25 protein-coding genes are annotated in these 26,288 nt (G+C 71.4%); 11 read left to right on the forward strand and 14 right to left on the reverse strand.

What is annotated here, in order from left to right; translation table 11 throughout:
• Positions 1-4 precede the first annotated feature (4 nt).
• The 3 genes from P8R59_RS09395 to P8R59_RS09405 form a co-directional block, all read right to left on the reverse strand.
• Positions 5-1,471: a family 43 glycosylhydrolase gene (locus P8R59_RS09395; RefSeq protein ID WP_278103713.1), complete on the reverse strand. Its 1,467-nt coding sequence runs from the start codon at positions 1,469-1,471 to the stop codon at positions 5-7.
• Between the two features lie 101 nt (positions 1,472-1,572).
• Entirely contained in the window at positions 1,573-3,462 is a 1,890-nt protein-coding gene (locus P8R59_RS09400; protein WP_278103714.1) for a glucose PTS transporter subunit IIA, read from the reverse strand.
• Between the two features lie 122 nt (positions 3,463-3,584).
• On the reverse strand, positions 3,585-5,192 hold the full coding sequence (locus P8R59_RS09405; RefSeq protein ID WP_278103715.1) for a glycoside hydrolase family 68 protein: 1,608 nt from the start codon (positions 5,190-5,192) through the stop codon (positions 3,585-3,587).
• 267 nt (positions 5,193-5,459) lie between these two features.
• On the opposite strand from P8R59_RS09405, the gene P8R59_RS09410 reads away from it, so the two are divergent.
• From P8R59_RS09410 to P8R59_RS09420, 3 genes are read left to right on the forward strand one after another with little or no spacing between them, the layout of a single operon-like run.
• Positions 5,460-6,578 carry a choice-of-anchor L domain-containing protein gene (locus P8R59_RS09410; protein WP_278103716.1) on the forward strand — a complete coding sequence of 373 codons (1,119 nt, stop codon included), beginning with the start codon at positions 5,460-5,462 and terminating at the stop codon, positions 6,576-6,578.
• On the forward strand, positions 6,575-7,711 hold the full coding sequence (locus tag P8R59_RS09415) for a hypothetical protein (protein ID WP_278103717.1): 1,137 nt from the start codon (positions 6,575-6,577) through the stop codon (positions 7,709-7,711). The genes P8R59_RS09410 and P8R59_RS09415 overlap by 4 nt, the downstream gene beginning before the upstream one ends.
• On the forward strand, positions 7,708-9,348 hold the full coding sequence (locus P8R59_RS09420; RefSeq protein WP_278103718.1) for a glycoside hydrolase family 32 protein: 1,641 nt from the start codon (positions 7,708-7,710) through the stop codon (positions 9,346-9,348). Before P8R59_RS09415 ends, P8R59_RS09420 begins: the two co-directional genes overlap by 4 nt.
• A gap of 39 nt (positions 9,349-9,387) precedes the next feature.
• Here the strand turns inward: P8R59_RS09420 and P8R59_RS09425 are convergent, their stop codons facing one another.
• From P8R59_RS09425 to P8R59_RS09435, 3 genes are all read right to left on the reverse strand, one after another.
• Positions 9,388-10,362, reverse strand: a complete 975-nt coding sequence (locus P8R59_RS09425; protein WP_278103719.1) for a LacI family DNA-binding transcriptional regulator — start codon at positions 10,360-10,362, stop codon at positions 9,388-9,390.
• Positions 10,363-10,512: 150 nt separating this feature from the next.
• Positions 10,513-11,838 (reverse strand): UDP-glucose dehydrogenase family protein, encoded by a 1,326-nt coding sequence (locus P8R59_RS09430; protein ID WP_278103720.1) that lies wholly within the window; start codon positions 11,836-11,838, stop codon positions 10,513-10,515.
• A 73-nt stretch (positions 11,839-11,911) separates the two neighbouring features.
• Positions 11,912-13,399 carry a sugar transferase gene (locus P8R59_RS09435; protein ID WP_431606888.1) on the reverse strand — a complete coding sequence of 496 codons (1,488 nt, stop codon included), beginning with the start codon at positions 13,397-13,399 and terminating at the stop codon, positions 11,912-11,914.
• A gap of 415 nt (positions 13,400-13,814) precedes the next feature.
• On the opposite strand from P8R59_RS09435, the gene P8R59_RS09440 reads away from it, so the two are divergent.
• The gene (locus tag P8R59_RS09440) at positions 13,815-14,900 is read left to right on the forward strand and encodes a PIG-L family deacetylase (RefSeq protein WP_278103722.1); all 1,086 of its coding nucleotides are present in this window, start codon (positions 13,815-13,817) and stop codon (positions 14,898-14,900) included.
• 1 nt (position 14,901) lies between these two features.
• Here the strand turns inward: P8R59_RS09440 and P8R59_RS09445 are convergent, their stop codons facing one another.
• Together P8R59_RS09445 and P8R59_RS09450 are read right to left on the reverse strand one after the other, a co-directional pair.
• Complete coding sequence (locus P8R59_RS09445) at positions 14,902-15,426, reverse strand: YbhB/YbcL family Raf kinase inhibitor-like protein (protein WP_278103723.1); 525 nt, start codon at positions 15,424-15,426, stop codon at positions 14,902-14,904.
• 73 nt (positions 15,427-15,499) lie between these two features.
• Positions 15,500-15,787 (reverse strand): hypothetical protein, encoded by a 288-nt coding sequence (locus tag P8R59_RS09450; RefSeq protein ID WP_278103724.1) that lies wholly within the window; start codon positions 15,785-15,787, stop codon positions 15,500-15,502.
• A 324-nt stretch (positions 15,788-16,111) separates the two neighbouring features.
• On the opposite strand from P8R59_RS09450, the gene P8R59_RS09455 reads away from it, so the two are divergent.
• The gene (locus tag P8R59_RS09455) at positions 16,112-17,095 is read left to right on the forward strand and encodes a PIG-L family deacetylase (protein WP_278103725.1); all 984 of its coding nucleotides are present in this window, start codon (positions 16,112-16,114) and stop codon (positions 17,093-17,095) included.
• Positions 17,096-17,101: 6 nt separating this feature from the next.
• Here the strand turns inward: P8R59_RS09455 and P8R59_RS09460 are convergent, their stop codons facing one another.
• The 4 genes from P8R59_RS09460 to P8R59_RS09475 form a co-directional block, all read right to left on the reverse strand.
• The gene (locus tag P8R59_RS09460) at positions 17,102-18,232 is read right to left on the reverse strand and encodes a sensor histidine kinase (protein WP_278103726.1); all 1,131 of its coding nucleotides are present in this window, start codon (positions 18,230-18,232) and stop codon (positions 17,102-17,104) included.
• Positions 18,229-18,876, reverse strand: a complete 648-nt coding sequence (locus P8R59_RS09465; RefSeq protein WP_278103727.1) for a response regulator — start codon at positions 18,874-18,876, stop codon at positions 18,229-18,231. Before P8R59_RS09465 ends, P8R59_RS09460 begins: the two co-directional genes overlap by 4 nt.
• Positions 18,877-18,967: 91 nt before the next feature.
• On the reverse strand, positions 18,968-19,387 hold the full coding sequence (locus P8R59_RS09470; RefSeq protein WP_076491217.1) for an organic hydroperoxide resistance protein: 420 nt from the start codon (positions 19,385-19,387) through the stop codon (positions 18,968-18,970).
• Between the two features lie 78 nt (positions 19,388-19,465).
• A complete protein-coding gene (locus tag P8R59_RS09475) occupies positions 19,466-19,942 on the reverse strand; it encodes a MarR family winged helix-turn-helix transcriptional regulator (RefSeq protein WP_278103728.1) in 477 nt (158 codons plus the stop codon).
• 104 nt (positions 19,943-20,046) lie between these two features.
• Between P8R59_RS09475 and P8R59_RS09480 the strand changes: the two genes are divergently transcribed.
• A complete protein-coding gene (locus P8R59_RS09480) occupies positions 20,047-20,184 on the forward strand; it encodes a hypothetical protein (RefSeq protein WP_278103730.1) in 138 nt (45 codons plus the stop codon).
• A gap of 11 nt (positions 20,185-20,195) precedes the next feature.
• On the opposite strand, the gene P8R59_RS09485 is transcribed toward P8R59_RS09480, so the two are convergent.
• Complete coding sequence (locus P8R59_RS09485; protein ID WP_278103731.1) at positions 20,196-20,684, reverse strand: hypothetical protein; 489 nt, start codon at positions 20,682-20,684, stop codon at positions 20,196-20,198.
• Positions 20,685-20,829: 145 nt separating this feature from the next.
• Between P8R59_RS09485 and P8R59_RS09490 the strand changes: the two genes are divergently transcribed.
• The 4 genes from P8R59_RS09490 (at position 20,830) to glmM (ending at position 24,284) form a co-directional block, all read left to right on the forward strand.
• On the forward strand, positions 20,830-21,666 hold the full coding sequence (locus P8R59_RS09490) for an alpha/beta fold hydrolase (protein ID WP_278103732.1): 837 nt from the start codon (positions 20,830-20,832) through the stop codon (positions 21,664-21,666).
• Between the two features lie 306 nt (positions 21,667-21,972).
• Positions 21,973-22,419, forward strand: a complete 447-nt coding sequence (rplM, locus tag P8R59_RS09495) for a 50S ribosomal protein L13 (protein WP_076491214.1) — start codon at positions 21,973-21,975, stop codon at positions 22,417-22,419.
• Between the two features lie 24 nt (positions 22,420-22,443).
• On the forward strand, positions 22,444-22,914 hold the full coding sequence (rpsI, locus tag P8R59_RS09500; RefSeq protein ID WP_077049507.1) for a 30S ribosomal protein S9: 471 nt from the start codon (positions 22,444-22,446) through the stop codon (positions 22,912-22,914).
• Positions 22,915-22,928: 14 nt separating this feature from the next.
• Positions 22,929-24,284, forward strand: a complete 1,356-nt coding sequence (gene glmM, locus P8R59_RS09505) for a phosphoglucosamine mutase (protein WP_077049506.1) — start codon at positions 22,929-22,931, stop codon at positions 24,282-24,284.
• Between the two features lie 74 nt (positions 24,285-24,358).
• Here glmM and P8R59_RS09510 read toward each other — a convergent pair whose 3' ends face one another.
• Entirely contained in the window at positions 24,359-25,288 is a 930-nt protein-coding gene (locus P8R59_RS09510; protein ID WP_278103733.1) for a Ppx/GppA phosphatase family protein, read from the reverse strand.
• Positions 25,289-25,327: 39 nt separating this feature from the next.
• On the opposite strand from P8R59_RS09510, the gene coaA reads away from it, so the two are divergent.
• On the forward strand, positions 25,328-26,281 hold the full coding sequence (gene coaA, locus P8R59_RS09515) for a type I pantothenate kinase (protein ID WP_278103734.1): 954 nt from the start codon (positions 25,328-25,330) through the stop codon (positions 26,279-26,281).
• Positions 26,282-26,288: the final 7 nt, after the last annotated feature.

Consider the following 26,288-nt stretch of genomic DNA (forward strand, 5'->3'; position numbering starts at 1 on the left):
CGGGTCAGGACGAGACGAGGGCGTCGTCGAGCGACGCGGCCGGGACGGCGGTAGTGGAGGGGCCGGTGATCTCCAGCGAGAGCACCGTCGCGGTGCCCTCGCCGACGAAGGCGCCGACGCGACCGTCGGTCCGGTCGTAGAGGCGCGTGCTGAGGGTCACCGAACCGTCCACTGTGGCGACGCACAGATCGCCGTCGACGACGACCTCGAGCCGGTGCGGTCCCGGAGCGAGCGTCACCGGACGCTCGAGCTCGATGACGTGGGGGACGTCCCCCGAGATCTGCCACTGCTCGCCGCCCGTCCGGCGGCGGGGCCAGCGGTCGAACACCAGACGGTTCCGTCGTGGCTCGAGGCGCAGGACGTAGGCCTCGTCGCCGTCCGCGCTCGCCCGGAGCAGGAGGCCGCATTCCGTCGTCCCGGGGGCGATGTCGAAGACGGCGTCCACGCGGAAGGCGGCGGGGAGGTCGGTCGGGAGGACGAGGTCGGCGTAGCCGTCGGGGGCCGACAGGACCGTTCCGGATGCCGCCGAGTCGAGGCGCTCGCCGAAGCCCGCGGAGAGCTCCAGGGGCGGATGGAAGCGCAGCGAGCCGTCGGCGTTCTGCTCCGCCTCCAGGACCGAGAGCGTCCCCGCCCACTGCCATGCGCCGTCGTCACGACCGCCCTCGCGGGAGGAGATCCAGCCGAAGAAGAACCGGCGCCCGTCGCGGGCGGCGGATTTCGCGGCGTAGTAGGCGCGTCCGTCGATCGTGTCGTTCTCGGGCACCTGCCACGGCCCGTGGAGGCTGCGCGAGACGCGGTAGCGCGTGGTGAAGGACTCGCTGAACTCGGAGTACACGAGATACCACCACCCGTTCCACTCGAAGACCTCGGGGCATTCGTGGGCGATGTAGCGGCGCGGGTCCCAGAAGGGCTCGGCGGCCTCCCACGTGCGGAGGTCGTGCGAGACGCACTGCGCGATCACCCCGCGTCGCCGCTCGGGGCCGTCGGCGTGACGGGCGGTGACGAGCATGCGCCACACGCCGGCCTCGTCGTCGCGGAAGACGAAGGGATCGCGCCAGTCGGCGGTCTCGTATCCCGGGGTCGCGCCGAAGGTGTCGTCGGGGTGGCGGACCCACGTGCGCATCCCGTCGTCGCTGGTGGCGTGCAGGACGACCTGGAGCGGGAGGCCGTCCGCACCGATCCGTTCGGGGTTCTGCCCGGTGTAGAAGACGTGGTGGATGCCGCCGTCCACGACGACGCTGCCGGTGTAGACGTTGAAGTCCGCGGCATCCGGCCCTCCCGAGGGGAGCGCGGGACCGGTCTCGACGAACGTGACGAGGTCATCGGTGACGACGCGGTGCCACGGCATCCCGATTCTGGGGACCTGCCGCGATTCGTGCAGGTAGAAGAGGTGGAACCGGCCGTCCTCCTCCCACGGGATGACGTCGCCGACCCAGGCGTTCGGCGGTCGGAAGAACCCTCGCTGGTCCATTCGGATGACTCCTCATCGAGACGATGTCGCCGATGAACCGGGGCTGGTTAATCGGTTACGCAGAACGTAGCAACGCCTCGCGAGGTTGGTCAAGCGGTTAATCAGATGTTTTCTGGCGAACCGACCGGGCCCAGAACGGGTGTACCCGCGACGACCCGGGTCTCCCCGTCGATCGGTGCGAAGGTGCGCGCCCCGGCCTCCGTGACGATGGTGAGCACCACCGGGTCCAGCTCCGCCGCCACGATCGCATCGAGATCCGCGCGGGCGAGCGGATCTCCCGCGGCCACCCGGTCGCCGGCGCGGACGAGCGGACGGAACCCGTCGCCATTCAGGCGCACGGTGTCGATGCCGATGTGGACGAGGACCTCGGTCCCGCCGTCGGTCGTGATGCCGTACGCGTGCGCGGTCGCCGCGACGGCGCTGACCGTGCCCGCCACGGGCGCGGTGATCAGTCCGCTCTCGGGCGCCACCGCCGCCGTGGGTCCGAGCGCGCTCGCGGCGAACGCCTGATCGGCGAGGGACTCCACCGCGACGCGCCGGCCGGCCACGGGGGAGAGGATCGCGGTCTCGTCGCCGCTCCGGCGGGGATCCTCACCGTCGATCGGGCGCCCCCGTCGCCTCCGCCATCGCGCCCAGGCCAGCGTGCCGCCGAACGAGAGCAGCATCGACACCGCCAGACAGGCCAGGAACGGCCCGACGCTCCCGGGGGCGATCGAGGCGAACCCGAGGAGCCCGGCGGCGCCGAGCGTCACCGCCTCGACCCGCCACGCGGCCAGGAGCGCCGCCGAGACCGCGGTCGCGCCGACGGCGATCAGGAACGGGACGCGCAGCCGGAGCGTCACGCCGAACATCGCCGGCTCGGCGATTCCGAGGGCGGCGGGGGCGGTCGCCGTGGCCGCGAGAGCGCGCAGGCGCGTCCCCCTCCGTGCGCAGAGCCAGACCGCGAGCGACGCGGCGGCCTGGGCCACGTTCGCCGCCGCGGCGATCGGGAAGATGAACGATCCCCCCGTGGACAGCAGACCCAGCTCGATCGCGATGAGTCCCTGGTGCAGCCCCGTCACCACCAGCGGTGAGTACACCGCGCCCACGAGCGCGCCCCCGAGCACGCCGGCGCCGGTGTAGAGCCATTCCATCCCCTGCGCGGCCGCATCTCCGAGGAAGCGCAGGGCCGGGCCCAGGACCAGGAAGGCGAGCAGGCCCGTGGTGAGCAGGGTGAGCAGCGGCACCAGGAGCAGACGCGCCGATCCGCTCGTGCGCCGCGCGAAGAACCGCTCGAGGCGGGCCAGAACGAAGCAGATCGCGATGATGGGCACGACGGTGCCCTGGTAGTCGATGGCCAGCACGTCCACGCCGGCGATCACCCACCCCGTCTCGGGCGTGAGATGGATCGCCGGCAGGGCGCTGTCGGCGGTGAGGCCGGGGGCGGCGACGAGGGCGGCCCCCATCGCGGCGCCCAGGTACGGACTGCCGCCGAAGCGGCCGGCCGCGGAGAATCCGAGGAGGACGGGAAGCAGCGCGAACACCGCGGCTCCGACGAGTCCCACGAGGGCCACGGGGCCGCGCAGCCACGTCAGGGTGTCGATGACGGCCGTGTCGCCGAACACCCCGGGACCCGCGAGCACGTTGTGCAGCGCCGTGAGCAGGCCCCCCGCGACGAAGGCCGGGAGCAGCGGGGTGAACACGTCGACCAGGACGCCGACGGTTCGCGCGGACAGACGGCCTCGGTGTGCGGGAGCCGTCGCCGATCCGGCTCCGCGACGCACGGCGCCGCTGACGGCCTCCACCCGCCCCGGCCCGACGACGATCTGCACGCGATCGCCGACCACCTGCGCGGCGAGCACGCCGGGGATCCGGGCGAGGGCTGTGACATCCACGCGAGCGGACTCGGCCGGATCCACCCGCACCCGCGTCGCGCAGTGCGTGACCCCGCGGACGTTCCCGGCGCCGCCGAGGGCGGCCAGGATGGCGTCCGCCATCGTCGTGGCATCCATCGGCACCCGGACCCCTCGCACCCCCCTCGGGGTGGTGCCGTCCAGGCTACGCGGTCACGGCGGAACAGGAACGGGGCCCCGCATCGCGGGGCCCCGTTCGGGAGGGAGGGAGAGAGGGCGCGTCAGCCGATCGGGCGCGCGTCCGCCGCTGCGTCGATGTCGTGCGCGTACCCCGCGGGGATGTCGGCCCACCCGCCGAGACCGTTCGTGCCGTACGAACGGTCGACGGTCACGGCGTCACCCGCGATGTCGACGCGGACGGTCGGGGCGAGGGTCCCCCCGCGCACGAAGTCGTCACTGGTGCCGATCGTGTCGATGAACGACTGCACGAGACCGTCGGGCATCACGTAGTGCGAGTACGCCTGGAACTGTCCCGGGTGCTGGTCGGGGTGCGGAGCGAAGGGGGTTCCGACCGGGAAGTTCAGGTTGGAGGGGCTGCCGAGGGCCAGTCCCGAACCGCGGTTCACCGGCTGGAAGTCGCTCCGGATGCCGTCGCCGACGAAGCCGTAGACGCCCTCGGGGCCGTCGATGCCCGCCGCATACGTGCCGCGGTGGGTGATCGTGAAGAGGTAGTACTTGCCGTCCTTGATGTAGATCTGCGGACGCTCGGTCTGGTCGTTCACGCAGTTGGCCGAGAGGATCGGCGGCAGGAACCGCCACTCGGTCGACGCCGCGTTCTCGGCCACGGCGAGCCCGACGTTCGCCATCTGGAAGTGCGCGCCCTGATCCATCGCCTGATCGGCGGTCTCCGCGAACGGGTCACCGGGCGCGTAGCCCATGTCGTCCTCCGTGCACGCGCGCTCGCCGCGGGCGAAGGCGGAGTTGCCCTCGAAGACCATGTACGTCTTGCCGGGGTGGGCGGGGTCTTCGAAGGTGAAGGGGTCGCGGAAGTTGAAGAACTCGTTCTGCGCGCCGGTCTGGTAGTACTCGCCGTCGGCCTGCAGCATGTCGTGCTGGTCGCGGAAGCCCGTCATCCACACGCCGTTCTCATCGGCGAAGAGACGCCCTTCGCTCTGGACGATGCGCGGGTCGTAGGGCTTGCGGTTGGAGCCGTCCTCGTTGCGGTAGAACGCCACGGCCGTGTAGAAGATGCGGAGCTTGTTGCCGTCGAAGATGCGCGTCGAACCCGACCACTCGGTCTGGTGGCTGAACGACTGGTCGTCGAAGATCGCGCCGGATGCGCCGTCGGGGAACACCAGGCCGCCGTAGGTCCATCCGCCGTCGGCCGGCCGCTCGGCGACGTCGGCCTTGCGGAAGAAGTAGCCGAGCTTGGCGTAGGTGTGCCGGTCGTCGAACCCGAGCTTGCGGTCGGCGACGAGGGAGAACACGACCTCCCAGCCCTTGAAGCTGGGCTGTGCGGAGGTGCCGTCGGTGAGCGTCCAGCTGTCCCAGACCCACACCTCCTCGTTGCTCATGTCGGGGAAGTCCTGGGGCACCGTCGGCATCGTGTACTCCTCGGGCAACGAGTTCTCCCGCGACGGCGCGGCGGGATCGCTCATGGCCTTGAGCTGACGTGCGTCGGCCCGGGTCCACTTGGCGGTGAAGTCGTCCTCGGGGTCGAAGGCCTTCTGGGTGTGCTCGGTCGGCGCCGGGAAGCCCGGTACAGCTTCGGGCGCGTTCTGCGCCTGCGCGGGGGCGCCGGCCGCCAGGGCCGCCGTCGTGGCGATCACGGCGGCGATCGCCGCGAGCCGGATGCGCGTACGCCCCGCTCGGTTCTGCGTGGTGGTCACGTCGTTCTGCTTTCTGCTTCGCGTGACGTGGATCCTGCTCCTCGCGGTCAGCGTACGAAACCTGACGCCGACTGTCAAACGATTGACATAATTTGTGTTCGCTGAGAATCTCTGGCACTCTCGACGCGAGCCGCCGAACGGTGTGCTCCGTGGCATCCCTCCTCCTTCGCGGTCATCTGAGCCCGCATCGCCACCCTTTCGCGACGACGTGAACCCGGTCGAACAGACCCCCGTTCGTCGCGCCCGCCACCAGCCCTCTGGAGTGTCATGACCCCTCTCATCCCCACCGCCCGCCGGGCGCGGTCCCGGCGTGTCCCCGCCGCGACCGCGGCCGCCCTGGCGTCGTCCGCGGCGCTGATCCTGCTGGCCGCCGCCCCCGCCCACGCGGCCGGTTCCCTGTCCACCTTCGAGGGCCAGGATGCCGCGAATGGCGCGAAAAGCCTGATCGGCGACCACGTCTCGCTGGCGTCGGCGACGCTCGCATCCGGCCGTGGCGTGCAGGCCGCCTCCTTCGCAGAGCTCGACCTCGGTCTTCCGGGCGGCCCCGTCTCCGGTGTCGCGCTGAGCACGGGCTCGCTTCGCGCCGCTGATCCCTCGGCCTCGTCCGACGTCGACTTCACCGCCTCGGCGCTGCTCGGCCCGAACGGCAAGCTCACCACCACGGGCGATCTCGGCGGTGGTGGTTCCGCCGTGCTGGAGTCCTCGTCCGGCCGGACCACCTACGACGCCGCGGAGCTCCACCTGGAGGTCGTTCCCGAGGGCGACACTCTGACAATCGTTTACCAGATCGGTAGCGAGGAGTACGCGGACTGGGCCGCGCGCGACTACACCGACGCGTTCGGCGTCTTCGTCGACGGACGCCTCTGCTCCACCGTCGACGACCTCCCCGTCGGCGTCGAGACCATCAACGCGGACACGCGTCCGGAGCTCTTCGTCTCCAACCTCACCGCCGACGGCGCACCCGGCGATCGCGCGACCGAGATGAACGGATACACGGTGCCGCTCACCTGCACCGCCGAGGTCACCCCCGGTCAGCCGGTCACCGTCGTCGCCGCGGTCGCCGACACGCGCGACGGCCAGCTCGACTCCACGCTCCTCCTTGCCGCGGGGGGAATCTCCTCGGTACCCGGACCCGTGCAGCCGACGACCCCGCCGGTCGTCGATGACGGCGGAGCCGCGGCATCCCCCGACCCGGTCCCCGCCTCCGACGCGTCGTCCACCGGATCCGGATCCGCACGACCCGGCTCCCCGCTGGCGAACACGGGTGTGGACGGCGCAGCCCTGACCGCCGGGGCTGGAATCGCCGCGGCCGCGGTGGGCGCCGGCGTGACCGCTCTCGTGATCGCCCGCCGCCGCCGTGCCCGCGATGGGGTGAGCGCGCCGTGATCCGCGTCGGCTCCCGCCTCCCCGTCCGTTCCGCGGCCGGCGCGGTGCTCGCTCTCGCGGGGGCGGCGGTCCTCGCGGCCCCCGCGCACGCGCGCGCCGAGCTGCCGCTCGTGGCGGAGACCACCGTCGTCCAGGACGGTCCCGCGACCGTCTCGGACGTGCGGTGGGTGCTCCCCGCGGAGGCCGCTCCCGGAGACACCGTCGAGCTCCTCCTTCCGGAGCACGCGGGCGGTGCGGCGGGAGCCGACTGGATCTCCTCCACGGGCGTCGTGATCGGTACGGCGCGGCTCGATGCCACCGGAAGGCTCGTCATCGAGCTCACCGACGCCGTCGCCGACCCCGCCAACCGCGCGGGGGAGGCGATCGTGCGATCGACCGAGGAGGTCGGGCCCCCGATCGTGACGGCATCCTCGTCCACCGCCGACGCGACCCTGCGCCCCGGCGAACGACCCGGACCCTTCTACGGCATCCCCGACCGTACGCGCGGCAACAAGTACGGCTTCTGGGCCGACGAGGACGAGACCCGTGCGCGGTGGGTCGTGGAAGCACCGCGCGGGCCGTGGGACGTCCTCGACATCGTCGATCGAGTGGGGCCGGGCCAGCGTGTCGACTGCGCGGCCGGGGTGAGCGTGCGATCCGCGGTCGCGACGCATCCGGACACCGGGGCGCTCGTCGACCCGGTCGACGTGCCCGCGGAGCGCGTGCGCGTCGACTGCAGTGAGACCGAAGTGGCGGTGCACGTCGAGCCCGTGGGCGACGAGATCGTCGGGGTCGCCCTCGACACGCTCCCGGATGCGCCCTCGACCGAGATCACCAACGCGGCGACCTTCGAGGCGCGCCGCACCCAGCCGGGTGAGCCGGTACGCGCGGTCGGCTGGGAGTCCCTCCTCGTCGAGCAGCCCCCGGTCCCGCCGACCGCACCGCCGACGCCGGAGCCGCCCCTGCCGGAGCCGCCCCTGCCGGAGCCCCCGGTAGCGGAGACCCCGGTGCCCGCGCCGCCCGTGCCCGCACGCTTGGCCGAGACGGGGTCGGAGGGATCGGCTGTGTCGTTCGCCGCGGCCGCCGTCGGTCTGCTGGCCGCGGGGTGGACCGCTCTCGCCCTGCACGCGCGCCGCGCCCGGGGGCGCGCATGACGGGCGTCGAGAACCCCGGCGCGAAACGATCCGTGCGCCCGGGCCGGGCGACCCTGCTGTCGCTGATCGCCGGCGGCGTCGTGGTGGCGATCGGTCTCGTGGTCCTCCTGCTCCCGCGCGACGCTTCGCCGCCCGTCGAACCGACGCCCACGGCGACGTCCGACGCGTTCGACGTGCCCGAGGGCTGGGAGAGGTTCCGGCCCACGTTCCACCTCACCCCCGAGCAGCACTGGATGAACGACCCGCAACGCCCCGTCCTCATCGACGGCGAGTGGCACCTCTACTACCTGTACAACGCCGACTACCCCGAGGGGAACGGCACCGAGTGGCACCTGGCGACCTCGGCCGACATGGTGACGTGGAAGAACCGCGGTGTCGCGATCGAGAAGTACCGCAACGGGCTCGGTGACATCCTGACCGGCAGCGCCGTCGTCGATGAACGCGACACCGCGGGATTCGGCGCGGGCACGATCGTCGCGCTCACGACGCAGCAGGACGAGGGAGTGCAACGGCAGTCGCTGTTCACCTCGACCGACGGGGGCCGGACGTTCCAGAACTACGAAGGGAATCCGATCATGGACAACCCCGGCGTCACCGACTGGCGCGACCCCAAGGTCGTCTGGGACGACGCCCACGAGCGGTGGGTGATGGTGCTGGCGGAAGGCGAGCGCCTCGGCTTCTACACCTCCACGAACCTCCGCGAGTGGACCTACGTCTCGGACTTCGTGCGCGACGGCTACGGCCTCCTCGAGTGCCCCGACCTGTTCGAGATGGTCGACCCGGTCTCGGGGCGCCGCACCTGGGTGCTCGGAGCGAGCGCGGATGCCGCGCGCTCCGGCGGCACGACCGGCTTCGCCTACTGGACCGGGACGTGGGACGGGGAGCGCTTCGCCGCCGATGCCGACGAGCCGCAGTGGCTCGACGGAGGATCCGACTTCTACGCCGCGGTGACGTGGGACGACCCCCGCGACGGGGACCGGGGCCGACTGGAACGCCGGTTCGCCCTCGCGTGGGTCAACAACTGGGCGTACGCCCGGGAGCTGCCCGGGGGAAGCTCACAGGGCGGCTCCCTCTCGACCACGCGGGAGATCACGCTGCGCGAGGTGGACGGGCGTCTCACGCTGCTCTCGCAGCCGGTCACCGAGGTCGCGGCCCAGGAGGGTCGGGCCCGCTCCGCCGTCGCCCCCGTGACGGTGGCCCCTGGGAACATCACCGCGCTGCCGGTGCAGAGCACCGGGGCCGCCTATCGCCTGCGGGCGACCGTGTCCGCTCCCGACGGCGGTGAGGTGCGGCTCCGGCTGGGCTCGCCCGAGCGAGGGGAGGTCACGGTGGGCTATGACGCCGAGGCGGGGAAGGTCTTCCTCGACCGTCGACGCGATGAGGCGGCGGATGCCCTGTCCGACACGTATCGCGAGGTGCGCGTCGCCCCGGTCGGAACCGGGGGGATGGTCGTCTTCGACGTGATCGTCGACGCGTCCTCGATCGAGGTCTTCACCGGAGACGGGCAGGCCTCGCTCACCTCTGCGGCGTTCGTCGATCTCGCGGGGGGCGTCACCGTCGAGTCCGTCGGGGCCGAGGCGGAGATCCGCGACGTGTCCCTGTCCCCCCTCGCTGTCAACGACCCGAGCGCTCCCTGAGGGAGTGCGGCTCCGCCGGGATCCGGCGGAGCCGCACCGTCAGGAGGTCCAGCCCTGCAGCAGCTCGACCGGAAGAGGCTCTTCCTCGACCTCGGTCAGCGTGGCATCCGCCATCCGTGCCCGCAGCAGGTCGACGGCCCGGGCGGCCATTCGCTCGATCGGCTGACGGACGGTGGTGAGTCCGGGCACGGCCATCCGGAGCGCTGCGGCGCCGTCGTAGCCGACGATCCGGAGGTCGTCCGGGACGCGTCGTCCGGTCTTGCGCGCCCAGTCCAGCGCCATGAGCGCGGTGAGATCGTCGCTGGCGAACACCCCGTCCGCGGGGTTCAGGGTGAGCCATGTCTCGATGGCGGCGCGACGACGATCCACCGGGGTGTCGTAGCCGTAGGCCATCACGCGGGGCTCGAGTCCGTGGCGGTCCATGACCTCGCGGTAGGCCGCGGCGCGCGCGTTGCCGGGGTGATCGGTCGCGGTGATGTGCACCGGTGAACGGGATCCGCGGGAGATCAGGTGTTCGGCGGCGAGGAGCCCACCGGTGCGGTTGTCGCTGTGGACGGTCGGGATGCCCTCGCTGAGTCGTCGGTCGATGGCGACGATGGGCAGATCGGCGCGTCCGTAGCCGGCGACGTCCCGGTTGTGCGTGGAGCTGATGATCCCGTCGACGCGGTTCCCCTGCAGGAGGTCCAGGTAGCGCTCTTCGCGTTCGGGGGTGTCGTGGCAGTCGCAGAGGAGCATCTTGTAGCCGCTCTCGGCCAGTGCGCCCTCGACGTGGGTCGCGAGTTCTCCGAAGAACGGGTCGGCGACCGTCGGGACGATGAGCCCCACGAGCGTGGAGCGCTGGCCGATGAGCGACCGGGCGATCTCATTGGGGCGATAGCCGAGTGCCGTGACCGCGTCATCGACCCGGCGGCGGATGTCGTCGCTGAGATAGCCCCGGTTGTTGAGGACGCGAGAGACGGTGGTGACCGACACGCCGGCGTGCGCGGCGACGTCCTGCAGCTTGGGTCGGCTCATCGGATGCTCACGCTCCAGTGTCGGGAAACGGGCGCGGGTGCCCCCTCGACGGTATCCCACCGGGCCGCGGACACCGGGCCTCTCGGCGTCGGCCGAACGAGGTCGGGCCCGCGACAGGATGCTGCGGGCCCGACGGGGAGTCGTGCGGGGTCAGGGGCGACCCATGCCGTAGTACGTCCAGCCGGCGGAGCGCCAGGCGGCGGCATCCAGGCAGTTGCGTCCGTCGACCACCACGTGACCGGCGGTGAGCTCGGCGGCGTGGGCGGGATCGAGCTCGCGGCGGTACTCGTCCCACTCGGTGACGACGATGACGGCGTCGGCGCCGCGCAGGGCCTCGTCGCGGTCCTCGACGTAGGTCAGCTGCGGGTGGATGCGACGAGCGTTCTCGATCGCCGCCGGGTCGGTGAGCGTCACATCGGCGCCGAGGCCGTGCAGGCGCACCGCCACATCGAGCGCGGGGGAGTCGCGGATGTCGTCGCTGTGGGGCTTGAAGGCCGCGCCGAGGACGGTCACCTTCTTCTCGAAGACCGACCCGCCCAGCGCCTGCACCGTGAGGTCCACGGCGCGGTCGCGACGGCGCAGGTTGATCGCGTCGATCTCGCGCAGGAACGCCACCGACTCGCCGCGGCCCAGCTCTTCGGCGCGAGCCGAGAAGGCGCGGATGTCCTTGGGCAGGCAGCCGCCGCCGAATCCGATGCCGGCGCCGAGGAAGCGGCGACCGATGCGCGCATCGTGTCCGATGGCGTCGGCGAGGGTCGTCACGTCGGCGCCCGTGACCTCGGCGATCTCGGCCATCGCGTTGATGAAGCTGATCTTGGTGGCGAGGAAGGCGTTGGCCGACACCTTCACCAGCTCGGCCGTGGCGTAGTCCGTCACGATGAACGGGGTGCCCTTGGCGATGGAGGGGTGGTAGACCTCGCGCAGGACGTCCGCGGTACGAGCGCCTTCCTCGCTGGGGGCGCCGTCGAGGCTCGGCACGCCGGCGACGAGACGGTCGGGGTCGACGGTGTCCTGGACGGCCCAGCCCTCGCGGAGGAACTCGGGGTTCCAGACGAGGGTCGCCCCGCGCTCGGAGACCCGCGGTGCGAGCGACTCCGCCGTTCCGACCGGCACGGTCGACTTGCCGGCGACGATGTCCCCCTCGGAGAGGTAGGGCAGCAGGCCGTCGACGGCGGCGTGGACGTAGGTGAGGTCCGCGGCGTATCCGCCCGGCTGCTGCGGCGTACCCACGCCGATGAAGTGGACCTTCGCACCCTGTGCGGCGGACATGTCGGTCGTGAAGGACAGCCGGCCGGAGGCGATGCCCTCGGTGAGGATCTCCTGGAGTCCGGGCTCGAAGAACGGGGCCTCCCCCTTCGAGAGCGAGGCCACCTTCCGCTCGTCGACGTCGATGCCGACGACCTCGTGTCCGATCGAGGCCATCGCGGCCGCGTGCACGGCTCCCAGGTATCCGCAACCAATCACAGAAAGACGCACAGGTCTCCTCCAGCTTTGTTGAGAGACGGCGCGCGAGTGTCGCGCCGTCGACCCGCGCGGGAGCGCGGGGAGTTCACGCGGCCGTCTCGCCCGGTGCCAGTGCGGCACGGGCGGTCTTGCCGAGGATGACGAAGTCGCCCACGAGCGTCCAGTTCTCCACGTAGGAGAGGTCGAGGCGCACCGACTCCTCCCACGAGAGGGAGGAACGTCCGCTGACCTGCCAGAGGCCCGTGATGCCGGGCTTGGCCAGGAATCGACGATGCACGTGGTCAGCGTAGAGCGCCACTTCCGACGGCAGCGGGGGCCGCGGACCGACGAGCGACATCGACCCGCCGATCACGTTGAACAGCTGCGGCAGTTCGTCGAGGCTGAACTTGCGCATGATGCGGCCGATGGGCGTGACCCGCGGGTCGTTCTTCATCTTGAAGAGCACTTCGTTGCCGGCATCGCGTTCCTGCCGCGCGAGCTGCTCGAGAAGATCCTCCGCGTTGACGACCATGGAGCGGAACTTGATCATCGTGAATTCGCGGCCACGGAATCCGACGCGCTTCTGCCGGAAGAACACGGGGCCTTCGCTGGAGAGGCGGACCGCCATCGCGAGGAACGCCAGGAGCGGGCTCAGCACGATCACGCCGGCGATGCTCGCGACCAGGTCGACGGTGCGCTTGAGGAAAACCTGCCCGCGGGAGAACCGCGGCGTCTCGACGTGGATGAGGGGGAGTCCCGCGACCGGGCGGGTGTGGAGGCGGGGTCCCGCGATGTCGATGATGCTCGGTGCGAGCACGAGGTGCTGCCGCCCGGCCTCGAGGCTCCACGAGATCTGCTTCACCTTGTCGGCGGGCAGTTCGTCTGCACTCGTTACGGCGACGGTGTCCGCGCCGGTGACCTGGAGGGCGCGCGAGATGTCGCCCACGTGGCCCATGACCGGGATGTCGGTTCCGGGGATGGTGTCGGCGACCTTGCCGCTGGGGACGCACGCGCCCACGACGCGGTAGCCGGCGTTCGGGTTGCGGGCGAACTCGCGGGCGAGCTGGGTGACGGAGGGGAGCGAGCCCACGAGCAGGACGTTGGCCGAATACTTCCCGCGCGAGCGCTGCACCACCAGCCACTGCCGCCAGAGCCAGCGGGTGAAGATGAGGACCAGGACGCCGACGGGCAGGCTGATCAGCAGATACCCGCGGGCCACGTCGATCTGGGTCAGGAAGGCGATGATCGCGATCGTCCCGAAGAGCCGGAAGCTGGAGTCGACGACGCGGATGTACTCCTGCGACCCGGTGCCCAGCACGCGGTCGCTGCGGGAGTCGATGAACGACAGCGCCCACATCCAGGCGACGACCAGGACGGCCGAGAAGATCCAGTAGGAGAGGTCCGTGATGCGGCTGTCGCGGCTCGCGGCGACGGCCGCGTTCCCGGTGCCGAACCATGCCAGCTGCGTGCCGTAGACCACCCAGATGAGTGCGGCGAGGTCGGTGAGGATCAGGTTGCGGCGATACCGCTGGCGCCAGCGGTCGTGCGTCGAGGAGGGGGCCTGGGGGCGACGGTCCAGGAAGGACCCGCCCATCGGTTTCATCGTCGTCGTCGCATCATCGATGCCGACGACGGCGCCCTGCGACGTCGATGTCGCGCCGACCTTGAGGTCAGACGTCACAGTGCGTAGGCCCCTTTCCCCGGTGACCCCGGATCGTGGTTCTCCTCGGAACGATAACAGCCTCAACTCACCCCGTGAATCACCCCTGTATGAACGGATTGTTTCCTGAGCGTGCGCAGCAGTCACCCGAAGTTTCCCCAGATGAAGGCCATGTCCGCCGATCGGGGGACACGGTCGCGGCCGCGGATTCGCGGACCGATGCATCGTCCGCCCGTCGTCGAAGGACACCCGTGCCCGCACTCCTTTGGTGCACGGGTTCGGGTCGCCTAGACTCGGCGGCGGCCGGTGGCTTCCCATCCCCCTGGTCGCGACTCCGGGGGGATCGCTGATGACACGCGCAGACCGGCCGACTCCCCGGCCGCCTCGGTGGGGAGCGGGCGTCCTCATCGCCGTGCTCGCCGTCGTTCTCCTCGTCGGCGGTTCGATCGTCGTCTCCACCGCTCTGGGGGTCTGGCCTCTGGGCGCGGCGACCCCGCAGGCGGCACCCGCGGCCACCCGGACGCCGAGTCCCGCGTCCACGGTCGCGCCGGTTCCCCGCGTCGCCCCTTCGGCGACGGCGAGCCCCACTCCGGCGGTGCCCCCGTCGCCCGCGGTCCAGGCCTGCGACGGCGACACGGTTCTGACCGTGTGGGCCCACCCCGACGACGACATCATCTTCGGCAACCCCACCATCTCCGACGCCATCGCCGCGGGCCAGTGCGTACGCACCGTGTTCCTCACGGCGGGCGACGCCGGAAAGGGACTGGACTACACCCACGCGCGCGAGCTCGGCATCCTCCGCGCGTACAACCACATGCGCGGTGCCGACGGGCTGTGGGATTCCACCGTCGTGACCCTCGACGCCGGGCTGCGGCTGGAGAGGCTGACCCCACAGGGCGATTCGCGTCTGTCGGTGATGTTCGTGCGCCTTCCCGACGGCAACATCACCGACCGGGGATTCGACGCCACCGGGCATTCGTCGCTGAGCAGGCTGATCGACGGGGACATCTCGACGCTCGCGCCTATCGACGGGGGCCCCGCGGTGGACCGCGCGCAGCTCTCCGCCGCACTGAGCGAGATCGCCGTCGCGCTGCACCCGGTGCGCACGCTCACGCACGTTCCGCGCGGCAGTTCCTACGCGCCGGGAGACCATCCCGACCACTCCGCGGTGGGCACGCTCGTGCGCGACTCGATCGGACAGGACCCGGCGGCGGCCCCCGGCATCCTGTACTTCGTCGGCTACCCGTCGATCGACCTGCCCCGCACCCTGGACGGTGCCGTCCTGGATGCCAAGGTCGAGACGTACCGCATCTACGCGCAGCAGGACTCGGTGGTGCGGTGCTCCGACCGTGACGCGTGTCTGAAGACCCGCAAGTTCGGCGAGTGGCTGCGGAGGTCGTACCCCCTCACCGAGGCCGACCTCCGCATGTCCTGATTCAGTGCTGGTAGGTGCCGTGGACGATCGCGCGGCCGAGCGTCTGGAATGCCAGTGCGAAGGACGCGGATGCCGGGGTGGCGTCGTGCTCCACCCCGAGGCTCTCGGCGCCGACGGCGTGCACGACGAAGAAGTAGCGGTGCGGCTGGTCCCCCTCGGGGGGTGCCGCACCGAGGAAGCCTGCCTGCCCGCCGTCGTTGCGGAGGTGGAAGGCGCCGTCCGGCAGGTCTCCCGCTGCGAAACCGGCGGGGATCTCGCGCACATCGCCCGGCAGATCGACGAGCACCCAGTGCCAGAACCCGCTGGGCGTGGGGGCGTCGGGATCGAAGCAGGTGATGGTGAAGGACGCGGTTCCCTCGGGCACGTTGGACCAGCGCAGGTGCGGAGAGGTGTTCCCGCGGGCGGCCACCTGGTCGTCCTTCAGCGGCCGGCCGTCGGTCACGTCGTCGCTGACGACGTCGAAGGACGGCACAGCGGGCAGGAGCGGATAGGGATCGGGGGTCTGGGGGCGCGTCAGATCAACCATGACCGCACGATAGGACTCCGATCCGACACGCAGACCGGGCTTGCGCCCTTCGCGGTCGCTCGGTAGACGCCGATCAGTCCTCCGCGCGCAGCGCGAGCAGGGCGCGGGCCGCCTCCGTGCAGCCGCCGGGGGAGGGGAGTCCGTAGTCCGTCTCGAGGACGGCGCGCAGGTCGTCGGCGAGCTCCGCGACCCCGGGCCGCTGGGCGAGAGCCGCGATCAGCGGGAGGAGCAGGTCGTCGTACTCGTCCTCCGGCCACCCGTCGCCGATCGCCCGCACGCCGATCGGATCCCACTCCCACAGCACGGCGCGGATGCGTCGGGCGAGGGGAGACAGTGACCGCGGCGGCGAGGACGTCTGCATGCCCCGAGTGTTCCCATCGTCTCTAGGTGTCCGCTGAGGGAGCGCGATGAACGCCGTGGATGCCGCCGCACTCCCGCCGCGCCGTCGATGGCACCCGCCGATCGGCGTCTGTCGCCCCGCCGGTCGGTGGGGCCGTGGTGTGTGTTCTGCGGTTCCGGCGCATCGGCGCGGTAGCGTCAGAGGGTCACGCCGACCGCCGACGACCCGAACCCGTCGCCGCGCTCGGCCGGGGGGACACAGGACGGAGCCACGGTGCAGGACGACGACCTTTCTGGGGCGAAAGGTGACGGAGAAGACGGAACACGCGACGCGCGCCGCATCCGCGTGACTCGGCGCGGCCTCCTCATCGGCGGACTCGCGGTCGTCGGACTCGGCGGCGGTGCCCTGCTCGCCCGGCAGTTCCGCCGGGGCGGCCCGCCGCGCGGAGCGTGGATGCCGCTGCGCGCGATCCCCGCGCCGACGGCGCCGGCTGCGCTCTCGCCCGCGGTCGAAGCGCCCGGCATCGACACGAGCGTGACGATGTGGGCGCACGCCGATGACGACATCATCTTCGCCAACCCGGAGCTGTCGGACGCGATCACCGGCGGCGCCACCGTGCGCGCGGTGTACGTCACGGCGGGAGACGCGGGGAAGGGGCTCGACTACGCCCACGAACGCGAGGCCGGGATCCGCGCCGCCTACGACCTCATGCGCGGCTCCACCGCGGAGTGGGGCGAACGACGCATCACCCTCCTCAGCGGTGCCACCGTGACGCGTTTCGTGCCGTCCGACGAACCACGCCTGTCCATCACCGTCCTCCGGCTCCCCGACGGCGGGCTCAACGGCAAGGGCTTCCCCGCCACGGGAAACGCCGGGCTCACGCAGCTCGTCAACGGCGACGTCGCGGAACTCGCCCCGATCGACGGGTCGCCGACCTATGACCTGCCGCGACTGACCGCGACGCTCGCCGAGCTCCTGGCGGCGGCGCAGCCCGAACGGGTGAGCACGAACGTCCCGCACGAGAGCGCTTTCGCCCGCGGCGACCACCCCGACCACTCGTGCGTCGGCTCGCTGGTGCGAAGGTCCGCGCCCGCGGTCGGCATCCCCGCGGAGTCCATGTCGTATTTCCTCGGATACCCGTCCCAGGATCAACCCGTCAACGTCACCGGCGATGCCCTGGATGCCAAGGTCGAGGTGTACCGCACCTATGCCGCCGACGACCCGGTGGTCCGGTGCGCGGAGGCGTCCACGTGCCTCGCGCAGCCCGGCTTCGGTGACTGGCTCCGACGGACATACCCCAAGACCGAGGCCGAGCTCCAGCTGTCCTGACCGGGTTCAGCTCTCGGGCGTGCGCCGGGGGAGCGACACCGCGAGTCGGAAGGCGCCGTCCGGTCCGCCCGCGGCGGTGAGACGGCCGCCGAGCAGTTCGGCCCGCTCGCGCAGTCCGCGGAGGCCGGCTCCGCCGGAGGGGAGGATCAGCGCGGCTCCGGTGGGCGGGTCGTTCTCGACGACGACGTCGATGGTCGCGGTCGAGGTGCGCACGCTCACCCGCACGGCGGCTCCGGGAGCGTGCTTGCGGGCGTTCGTCAGTCCTTCCTGGATCGTCCGGTAGACCGCTCGCTGCAGCGGCGGTGCGAGGTCGTCCGTGACGTCGGTGATCAGTTCCGCGGGGAGGCCGCTGTCGGCGACCAGCCTCGGGAGGTCGTCGAGGGTCGGCTGCGGCTTGTCGCCGCCGGTCGGAGCGCCCTCGGCGCGCAGCACCCCGACCATCTGCCGGAGTTCGTCGAGGGTGCGCACCGCCAGGGAGCGGATGACCCCGGCCGCTGTCCGCGCCGCCGGATCGGGCGAGGACACCTGGAGCGCGCCGGCCTGCACGGCGATCAGGCTCACCTGGTGGGAGACGACGTCGTGCATCTCGCGGGAGAGGCGGGCGCGTTCCCGTCGGAGGACGTCCTGTTCGTCGCGGCGCCGCTCGGCCTCCCTGGCCGCCGAGAGGTCGGCGACCCGGTCGCTCAGCTCGCGCCGGGTGCGCACCAGCGCGCCGAGGGCGATCGGGGTCGCGGCGTAAAGCAGGGCGTAGAGGAGCGAGGGTGCCAGGTAGTCCAGCTCGGGCAGTTGCCAGTCGGGCAGGAGGAAGCACGCGAAGGTGACGGCCCCGGCCGCGACGAGCGGGGGGAGGCGCCGCTCGCGGACGGCGACCGAGTACAGCGCGATCGGTGCGGCGATGGTCATGGCATCCACCACGAGCCCCGGCAGGACCAGCGCGAACGCCACCCAGGGCAGGCGTCGGCGCACGAGGAGCCCGAGGACGGCGATGGCGGCGAGCGCGACCTCGAAAGGGGTCCACTCCGGGAGGAGGACGACGACGTCCACGACCGCGGCTCCGGCCAGCGCGAGGTCGGTGACGACGGCGAACCATCGCGTGCGGGTGACGGCCGCCAACCGGTCGCGCGCGCGGAGGGTCACCGCCGGTCGCCGCCCCGGCGGGCGCGCTCGGCGATGAGGGCGGCTTCGAGTCGGGTGGAGACCGACAGCTTGGCGAGGATGGCGCTCACGTGGTCCTTCACGGTCGCGCCGCTGAGATGCAGGCGCTTGCCGATCTCGGCGTTGGATTCGCCCGTGGGCAGGTGCTCGAGCACGTCGCGCTCGCGCTCGGTCAGGAGCGCCACGCGTTCCACGGCGTCCGGGTCCGGAGCGCCGACGTAGCCCTCGACCAGCGTCCGCGAGACCTGGGGCGAGAGCACCACGCCTCCGGCGGCGAGCGAGCGCACCATGGCCGCGAGGTGCTGCGGTGGCGTGTCCTTCACGAGGAACCCGGATGCGCCGTCCTGCAGGGCCCGGGCGATGTGCTCGTCGGTGTCGAAGGTCGTCAGGATGCCGACGACGGGGCGCTCGGGGTCGTCCCGGAGGTCGGCCAGCACGTCCAGGCCACTGCGTCCCGGCATCCGGATGTCGAGGAGGACCACGTCCGGACGCTCGCGACGGATGACGTCGACGGCATGGTCGCCGTCGACGGCCGCGACGACCTCGATGTCGTCGGCGGCGCCCAGGATGAGCTCGAAGCCCGAACGGACGAGGGCTTCGTCGTCGACGACTACCACGCGGATCACGTCTGTCACCCTACGACGGGGCGGGCCGAGTCGCCCGCCCGGGAACGCGGAAGGGGATGCCGGGCGACCGGCATCCCCTTCCGTTGACGGGTCAGTCGTCGGAGACGGTGACCGTCACCTCGATGTTGCCGCGCGTCGCGTTCGAGTACGGGCACACCTGGTGCGCCTCGTCGGCGAGCTGCTGGGCCTGGTCGTGTTCGATGCCGGGGAGCACGACCTCGAGCAGAACGGCGAGCTGGTAGCCGCCCTGACCGTTGGGTCCGATCTGGACACGGCCGCCGACGGAGGAGTCCTGCAGCTTCACCTTGTGACCGCGGGCGACGGCGTGCAGCGCGCTGTGGAAGCACGCTGCGTAGCCGGCCGCGAAGAGCTGCTCGGGGTTCGTCCCGTTGCCCGAGCCGCCCATCTCCTTCGGGACGGCGACGTCGAGGTCGAGCTGGTCGCCGGCGACGACGTGGCCGTTGCGGCCTTCTCCGGTCGAGAGGGCTTCGGCGGTGTAGAGGACGTCCATGTGTGGGGTTCCTTTCTGGAGGACGAACGGATGCCGGACGGCATGAGAGGAGGAGGGGACGCGCGCGGCGTCTCGCGATCAGGCGCGGGATGCTCCGTCGACGACGTCGCGGACGGTCTGAGGGTGGTCGCGCAGGTCGCGCATCGCGACGGTCAACTGCTGGAGGGCGCGGATCAACTCGTGAGCGCTGTCGGCGTCGGGGATGCCGGACCCCACGGCGATGCAGCGCGGGACGTGTGCCAGCTCTTCGCGCATCTCGCGCCCGCGTGCGGTGAGCGACACCGTCACGACGCGTTCGTCGTCGACGCGGCGCTCGCGGGTGACGTATCCGGCGGATTCCATGCGGGCGAGCATCGGCGAAAGCGTGCCGGAATCGAGCTGCAGGGCGTCGCCGAGCCCGCTGACGCTCTGATCGCCGTCGTTCCAGAGCGTCACGAGCGCGAGGTACTGGGGGTAGGTGAGATCCCACGGGTCGAGGAGGACGCGGTAGGCCTGGGTGGTGGTGCGGCTGGCCGCGTACAGCGCGAAGCAGACGAGGGAGTCGACGGCGGGCATGACCTAAGAGTTGCACACAATTGAATTGTGCACAACATGAATCGGAGCGAGCCGCGGAAGTCAACCCCTGCCAGGGGATGCCGTGCACCCGCACCATGGGTCGCATGATCCCCCGCAGCGACGTCGGCGCCATGTCCGCGTCGGGCTTCCCGCCCGACGCGGACCGCGATGTCCTCGCCATCAACGGGCACCACTTCGAGCTCGGCCTCCCGGGGATGGCGGGCCTCGTCGAACCGGCCTGATCGCCGTCGGTTCAGCGTTCGATCGACCCGTCGGTCACCGCGACCGCCACCTCGCCGCCGTCGGTGAACTCCACCGTCCAGGACGGCTGTGCACCGGAGCCCAACCCGACCTCCGCGACACTCCCGTCGCCGGCGTGCGCGGAGGCGGCGACGCGGATGCCGTCCGCCAGCGTCGTGGACGCCCTCGTCAACGCCTCCCGGTCCTCGGCCTCGACCTCGCCCGCGTCCCGGCGGTCGGTCACGCTCGGGCCGGTGAGATCGATGTCGACCTCGACGGTCCGGTCGCCCGCCGCCACATGCACCTGAGCGGTCCCGTCGTCGATCTCCACCTCGAACGCCCGGCCCCCGGCACCCGACTCGGCCAGCAGGACCGCGGCGATCACCGTTTCGTAGCCCACGTCGCCGGTGCCGGCCTGGCCGCCGAAAGGAGCGCACGCGGTCAGTGCGAGAGCGAGACCGAGGGCGGAGAGCCCCGCGGCCGGAGCGCGATGGGATGCCATGGCGCGAGGCTAACGGCCGGATCCGAACCGACGCCGGTCATTGCGGCGGCGCGTGGGATATGCCAGGGGAGCGGCGTGATATCAAGCCCCGCCCCCGGCGTCAATGGCGGCCGCGCGCCCAGGTCGGCGTCCCAGCATGACCGGCATGAGCGAGATCACCGCACACCACGGACTTCTGACCGACATCGACCTCCACGTCGACGACACCGGCGGGGCAGGGCGCCCCGTCGTCCTGATCCACGGCTGGCCCCTCTCGGGCGAATCGTGGGCCCATCAGGTGCCCGCCCTCGAAGAGGCCGGCTACCGGGTCGTCACCTACGACCGCCGCGGGTTCGGGCGCAGTGACAAGCCGCGCACGGGATACGACTACGACACCTTCGCCGACGATCTGCACGCCGTCCTCGAGGCCCTGGATCTTCGCGACGCCACGCTCGTGGGCTTTTCCATGGGCGGGGGAGAGGTGGCGCGCTACCTGACCCGCCACGGCGCCGACCGGGTGCGCAGCGTCGTCTTCGCCGCCGCGGTCCCGCCGTACCTGGCCCAGACCGACGACAACCCCGAGGGGCCGCTCGACGCGGACACGGCCGCGGGGATGGAGAAGGGGCTCAAGGACGACGAGAAGGCCTTCTACCACCAGTTCACGACCGACTTCTTCTCGGTGGACGGGGAGCTCACCGTGCCCCCGGCCGAGCAGGCCGAGGCGGAGCGTCTCGCGAACCAGGCCGACCACCACGCCGCGCTGAAGGCGATGGAGGCATTCGCCACGACCGACTTCCGCGACGACCTGCGCAACGTCACGGTGCCCGCGCTGATCCTGCACGGCGACAGCGACGCGACCGTTCCGTTCGAGGGCTCCGGCAAGCGCACCCACGCGGCGATCCCCGGCAGTGAGCTGCACGTCGTGGCCGGCGCCCCGCACGGCGTCAACGTCAGTCACGTCGACGAATTCAACCGCGCGCTGGTGGACTTCCTGCAGCGCTGACCCGTCACCGCGCCCTCGATCTCGCCCGCGATCCCGCGGAGGGCGCTCCGTGCCCCCGACACCACCCGGTGCCGGGGGCACGGTCATGTCTCGGAAGGCAGCACCCGACCGGTGGCGGAGAGGGCTGTCTCGTTTGGTCGTGGCATCCGGATGCCGTAAGCTAACCCTTTGGTGCCCGCCTCACTGCGAGCGGGTCGCCCGAACGTGAGCCCTCCACCGGCCCAGTTGCCCAGTCATCGACCGGAGAACCGACCACCGGAGCGGGATTCACGAACTCCTCCGTTCGATCAAGAAAGCAGCACTACTGTGACGCGCACTTTCACCCCCAAGGCCGCTGAGGTCACGCGCGAGTGGGTCGTTATCGACGCCACCGACGTCGTCCTCGGCCGCCTGGCCTCGCACGCGGCGGCCCTCCTCCGCGGCAAGCACAAGGCGACCTTCGCCAACCACATCGACTCGGGCGACTTCGTCATCGTGATCAACGCTGACAAGGTCGCGCTCACGGGTCAGAAGCTCGAGAAGAAGAAGGCTTACCGCCACTCGGGTTACCCGGGCGGCCTCAAGTCGGTCACCTACAACGAGCTCCTCGAGAAGAACCCCGAGCGGGCCGTCGAGAAGGCCGTTCGCGGCATGCTCCCCAAGAACAGCCTCGGTGCGGCGCAGCTCAAGAAGCTGAAGGTCTACCGCGGCGCCGAGCACCCGCACGGTGCCCAGCAGCCCACCGCGTACACCTTCGACCAGGTCGCCCAGTAAGCGCCGCCGGATAAGGACGAAACAGTGTCGAACATCGACTCCAGCAACTACAGCACCGAGACGCCGGCCGAGCAGGCCGTCGTCGCGGCCGAGCGCCCCGTTCTCTCGGTCCCCGGCGCAGCCGTCGGCCGTCGCAAGCAGGCCATCGCCCGCGTGCGCCTGGTCCCCGGCTCCGGCACGATCACGGTCAACGGCCGCACGATCGAGGACTACTTCCCGAACAAGCTCCACCAGCAGCTCATCAACGACCCGTTCACGGTCCTCGAGCTTGCCGGCGCCTACGACGTCATCGCCCGCATCTCCGGCGGCGGCCCCTCGGGCCAGGCCGGTGCGCTGCGCCTGGGCATCGCCCGTGCGCTGAACGAGATCGACGCCGAGAACAACCGCCCGGGTCTGAAGAAGGCCGGCTTCCTCTCGCGTGACGCGCGCGTCAAGGAGCGCAAGAAGGCCGGTCTCAAGAAGGCCCGCAAGGCGCCTCAGTACTCCAAGCGCTGAGTTCGACGCTCCGGATGCCTCTTTTCGGCACGGACGGGGTGCGGGGGCTGGCCAACGGCCTCCTCACCGCCGAACTCGCGCTGCACCTGGCCCAGGCGACTGCCGTCGTCCTGGGCCAGGGCCGTTCGGCGGAGGCGCGGAAGGCCGAAGGTCGCCGTCTCACCGCCGTCATCGCGCGCGATCCGCGGGTCTCGGGAGAGTTCCTCTCGGCCGCGGTCGCCGCGGGCCTGGCCTCGTCGGGCGTGGACGTCCTCGACGCGGGCGTCATCCCGACCCCGGCGACCGCCTTCCTGATCGCGGATCGTGACGCCGACTTCGGCGTCATGGTGTCGGCTTCGCACAACCCCGCTCCCGACAACGGGATCAAGATCTTCGCCCGCGGCGGTACGAAGCTCCCCGACATCGTCGAGGAGCGCATCGAGCGCGCCCTGGAGTGGGAGCGACTGCAGCCCACGGGTGCGGGTGTCGGGCGCATCCGTCGCTTCGCCGACGCCGAAGACCGTTACGTCGTCCACCTGCTCGGCTCGCTTCCGCACCGGCTCGACGGCATCCACGTCGTCCTCGACTGCGCGCACGGTGCCGCTGCCGGCGTCTCGCCCGAGACCTTCCGCGACGCGGGTGCCACGGTGACCGTCATCGGCGCCGACCCCGACGGGTTGAACATCAACGACGGCGTGGGCTCCACCCACCTCGACGTGCTCGCCGAGGCCGTGGTGCGCCTGGGGGCCGACGTCGGCATCGCGCACGACGGCGACGCCGACCGCTGCCTGGCCGTCGATGCCGACGGCAACATCGTCGACGGCGACCAGATCATGGCGATCCTCGCGGTGGCGATGAAGGAGCGCGGTGCGCTCGTCGACGACACCCTGGTGGCGACCGTGATGAGCAACCTGGGCCTTCATCGCGCGATGGCGGATCACGGCATCCGGGTCCTCCAGACCGCCGTCGGAGACCGTTACGTGCTCGAGGCCATGAACGAGGGCGGCTACTCCCTCGGGGGCGAGCAGTCCGGCCACGTGATCATGAGCGACTTCGCCACGACCGGCGACGGTCTGCTCACGGGTCTGCACATCGTCGCGGAGATGGCCCGTCAGAAGAAGACGATGGCCGAGCTGGCCGCGATCATGACGGTCTACCCGCAGGTGCTCGTCAATGTCCGCGGCGTCGACCGCGACCGCGTGTCCGACGAGGTCGTGCAGGAGGCCGTGCGCGCCGCCGAGACGGAGTTGGGCGACTCGGGTCGCGTGCTGCTGCGCGCGTCGGGGACCGAGCCGCTGGTTCGCGTCATGGTCGAGGCCGCGTCGGAGCACGTCGCCCGTGCCCACGCCGATCGCCTGTCCGAGGTCGTGCGCGAGCGCCTCGCCCTCTGACGCGTGAGTCGCCAGGATTCGTCGCCCACAGGTACTCGGAAGCGACGAATCCTGGCGACTCGCGCTCCCGCGGTTCAGTACTCCAGCGACTCGATGTAGCGCAGCAGGACGCCCTCGCGGAGCGCCCAGGGCGAGACCTCGAGCTCGTCGACGTCCATCGCCTTCATCGCGCGCTCCACGACGACCGCGGCCGCGACGATCTGGAACGTGCGGTCGGCGGTGATACCGGGGAGCGCCTCGCGGGCGTCGGCGGGAATCCGCGCGAGCCGCGGGATCCAATCCTTCAGCTCGCGCCGCGGCAGCACCATCCGGTCGATGCCCGACCAGCCCGGCACGGGGTACCCGGCGAGCTTCGCGAGAGAGCGGATCGCCTTCGACGAGCCGATCACGTGGTCCGGGCGGGGGAGGGCGGCGAAGCGCTCGGCGACGGGGGCGAGGACGGATGCCGCGTGCTGACGCAGCGCGTCGATCTCGTCCTCGCTCGGCGGGTCGTGGGGGAGGAACTGCACCGTCGACCGCCCGGCGCCCAGCGGCACCGACTCGGCCAGCTCGGGGAGTTCGTCGGCGCCGCCCGCGATCTCGAGCGACCCGCCGCCGATGTCGAACAGCAGGATCTGTCCGGCGGACCACCCGAACCAGCGGCGCACCGCCAGGTAGGTGTACCGGGCCTCGGTCTCCCCGCCGAGCACCTGGAGCGGCTGCCCCAGGACGGCCTCGATGCGGGCGATGACGTCATCGCCGTTGGTCGCTTCACGGACGGCGGAGGTGGCGGTCGCGAGGAGCTCGTCGACCCCTTCGGCCCGCGCCGTCTCGCACGCCTGGGTCACGGCACCCACGAGTCCCGTGACGCCCTCGGGTGAGATCGACCCGTCGGGCTCGAGGTAGCGCATGAGCCGCAGCACCGAGCGGTGCGACGTCGTCGCGGTGGGCCGTCCCCCGGCGCGCGCGTTCGCGACGAGCAGGTGGACGGTGTTGGAACCGATGTCGAGTACCCCGAGTCGCACGCTCCGAGCGTAGTGGGAGCCCGCGGGTAGCATGGGCGGGTGTCCGCCGCAGAGACCGCCGCTCCCGCACCGTCGCTGAGCCCGTACCGTCAGATCGACCGCGCCGAGTGGGCACGCCTGGCCGGTGGGATCGAACAGCCCCTGACCGAGACCGAGGTCGTGCAGTTGCGCGGCATCGGCGACCGGTTGGATCTGCGCGAGGTCGCCGAGGTGTACCTGCCGCTCAGCCGGCTGCTGAGCCTCTACGCCCGCGCCACCCGTCGGCTCGGAGCCGACACGAGCGCGTTCCTGGGCGAACCGGATGCCACGACGCCCTTCGTCATCGGGGTCGCCGGTTCCGTCGCGGTGGGGAAGTCCACGATCGCGCGCCTGCTGCGCGAGCTGATGAGCCGCTGGCCCGACACCCCGCGCGTCGAGCTCGTGACCACCGACGGCTTCCTCTACCCGAACGCCGAGCTCGAGCGCCGCGGCCTCATGGACCGCAAGGGCTTCCCCGAGTCGTACGACCGCCGGGCGCTGGTGGAGTTCCTCAGCGAAGTGAAGTCCGGCGCCGAAGAGGTGCGGGCGCCGTTCTACTCCCACGTGCAGTACGACATCATGCCCGACGCGCACGTCACGGTGCACCGCCCCGATGTCGTGATCGTCGAGGGGCTCAACGTGCTGCAGCCCCCGCCCACGCCGAACGACGTCGCGGTGAGCGACCTGTTCGACTTCTCGATCTACGTGGATGCCGATGCAGCCCACATCGAGCGCTGGTACGTCGACCGCTTCCTGGCGTTGCGCGACAACGCGTTCACGAATCCCTCGTCGTTCTTCCGCGTGTTCGCCGACATCAGCGATGAGGAGGCCGTGTCGCGCGCCCTCGGGTTCTGGCGCGAGATCAACCTGCCGAACCTCGAGGAGAATGTGCTGCCGACGCGGCACCGGGCCAAGCTCGTGCTGCAGAAGGGCGCCGACCACACCGTCGATTCGGTGCTGCTGCGCAAGCTCTGACGGGCCC

The sequence above is a fragment of the Microbacterium proteolyticum genome (genome assembly GCF_029639405.1).
GTDB lineage: Bacteria > Actinomycetota > Actinomycetes > Actinomycetales > Microbacteriaceae > Microbacterium.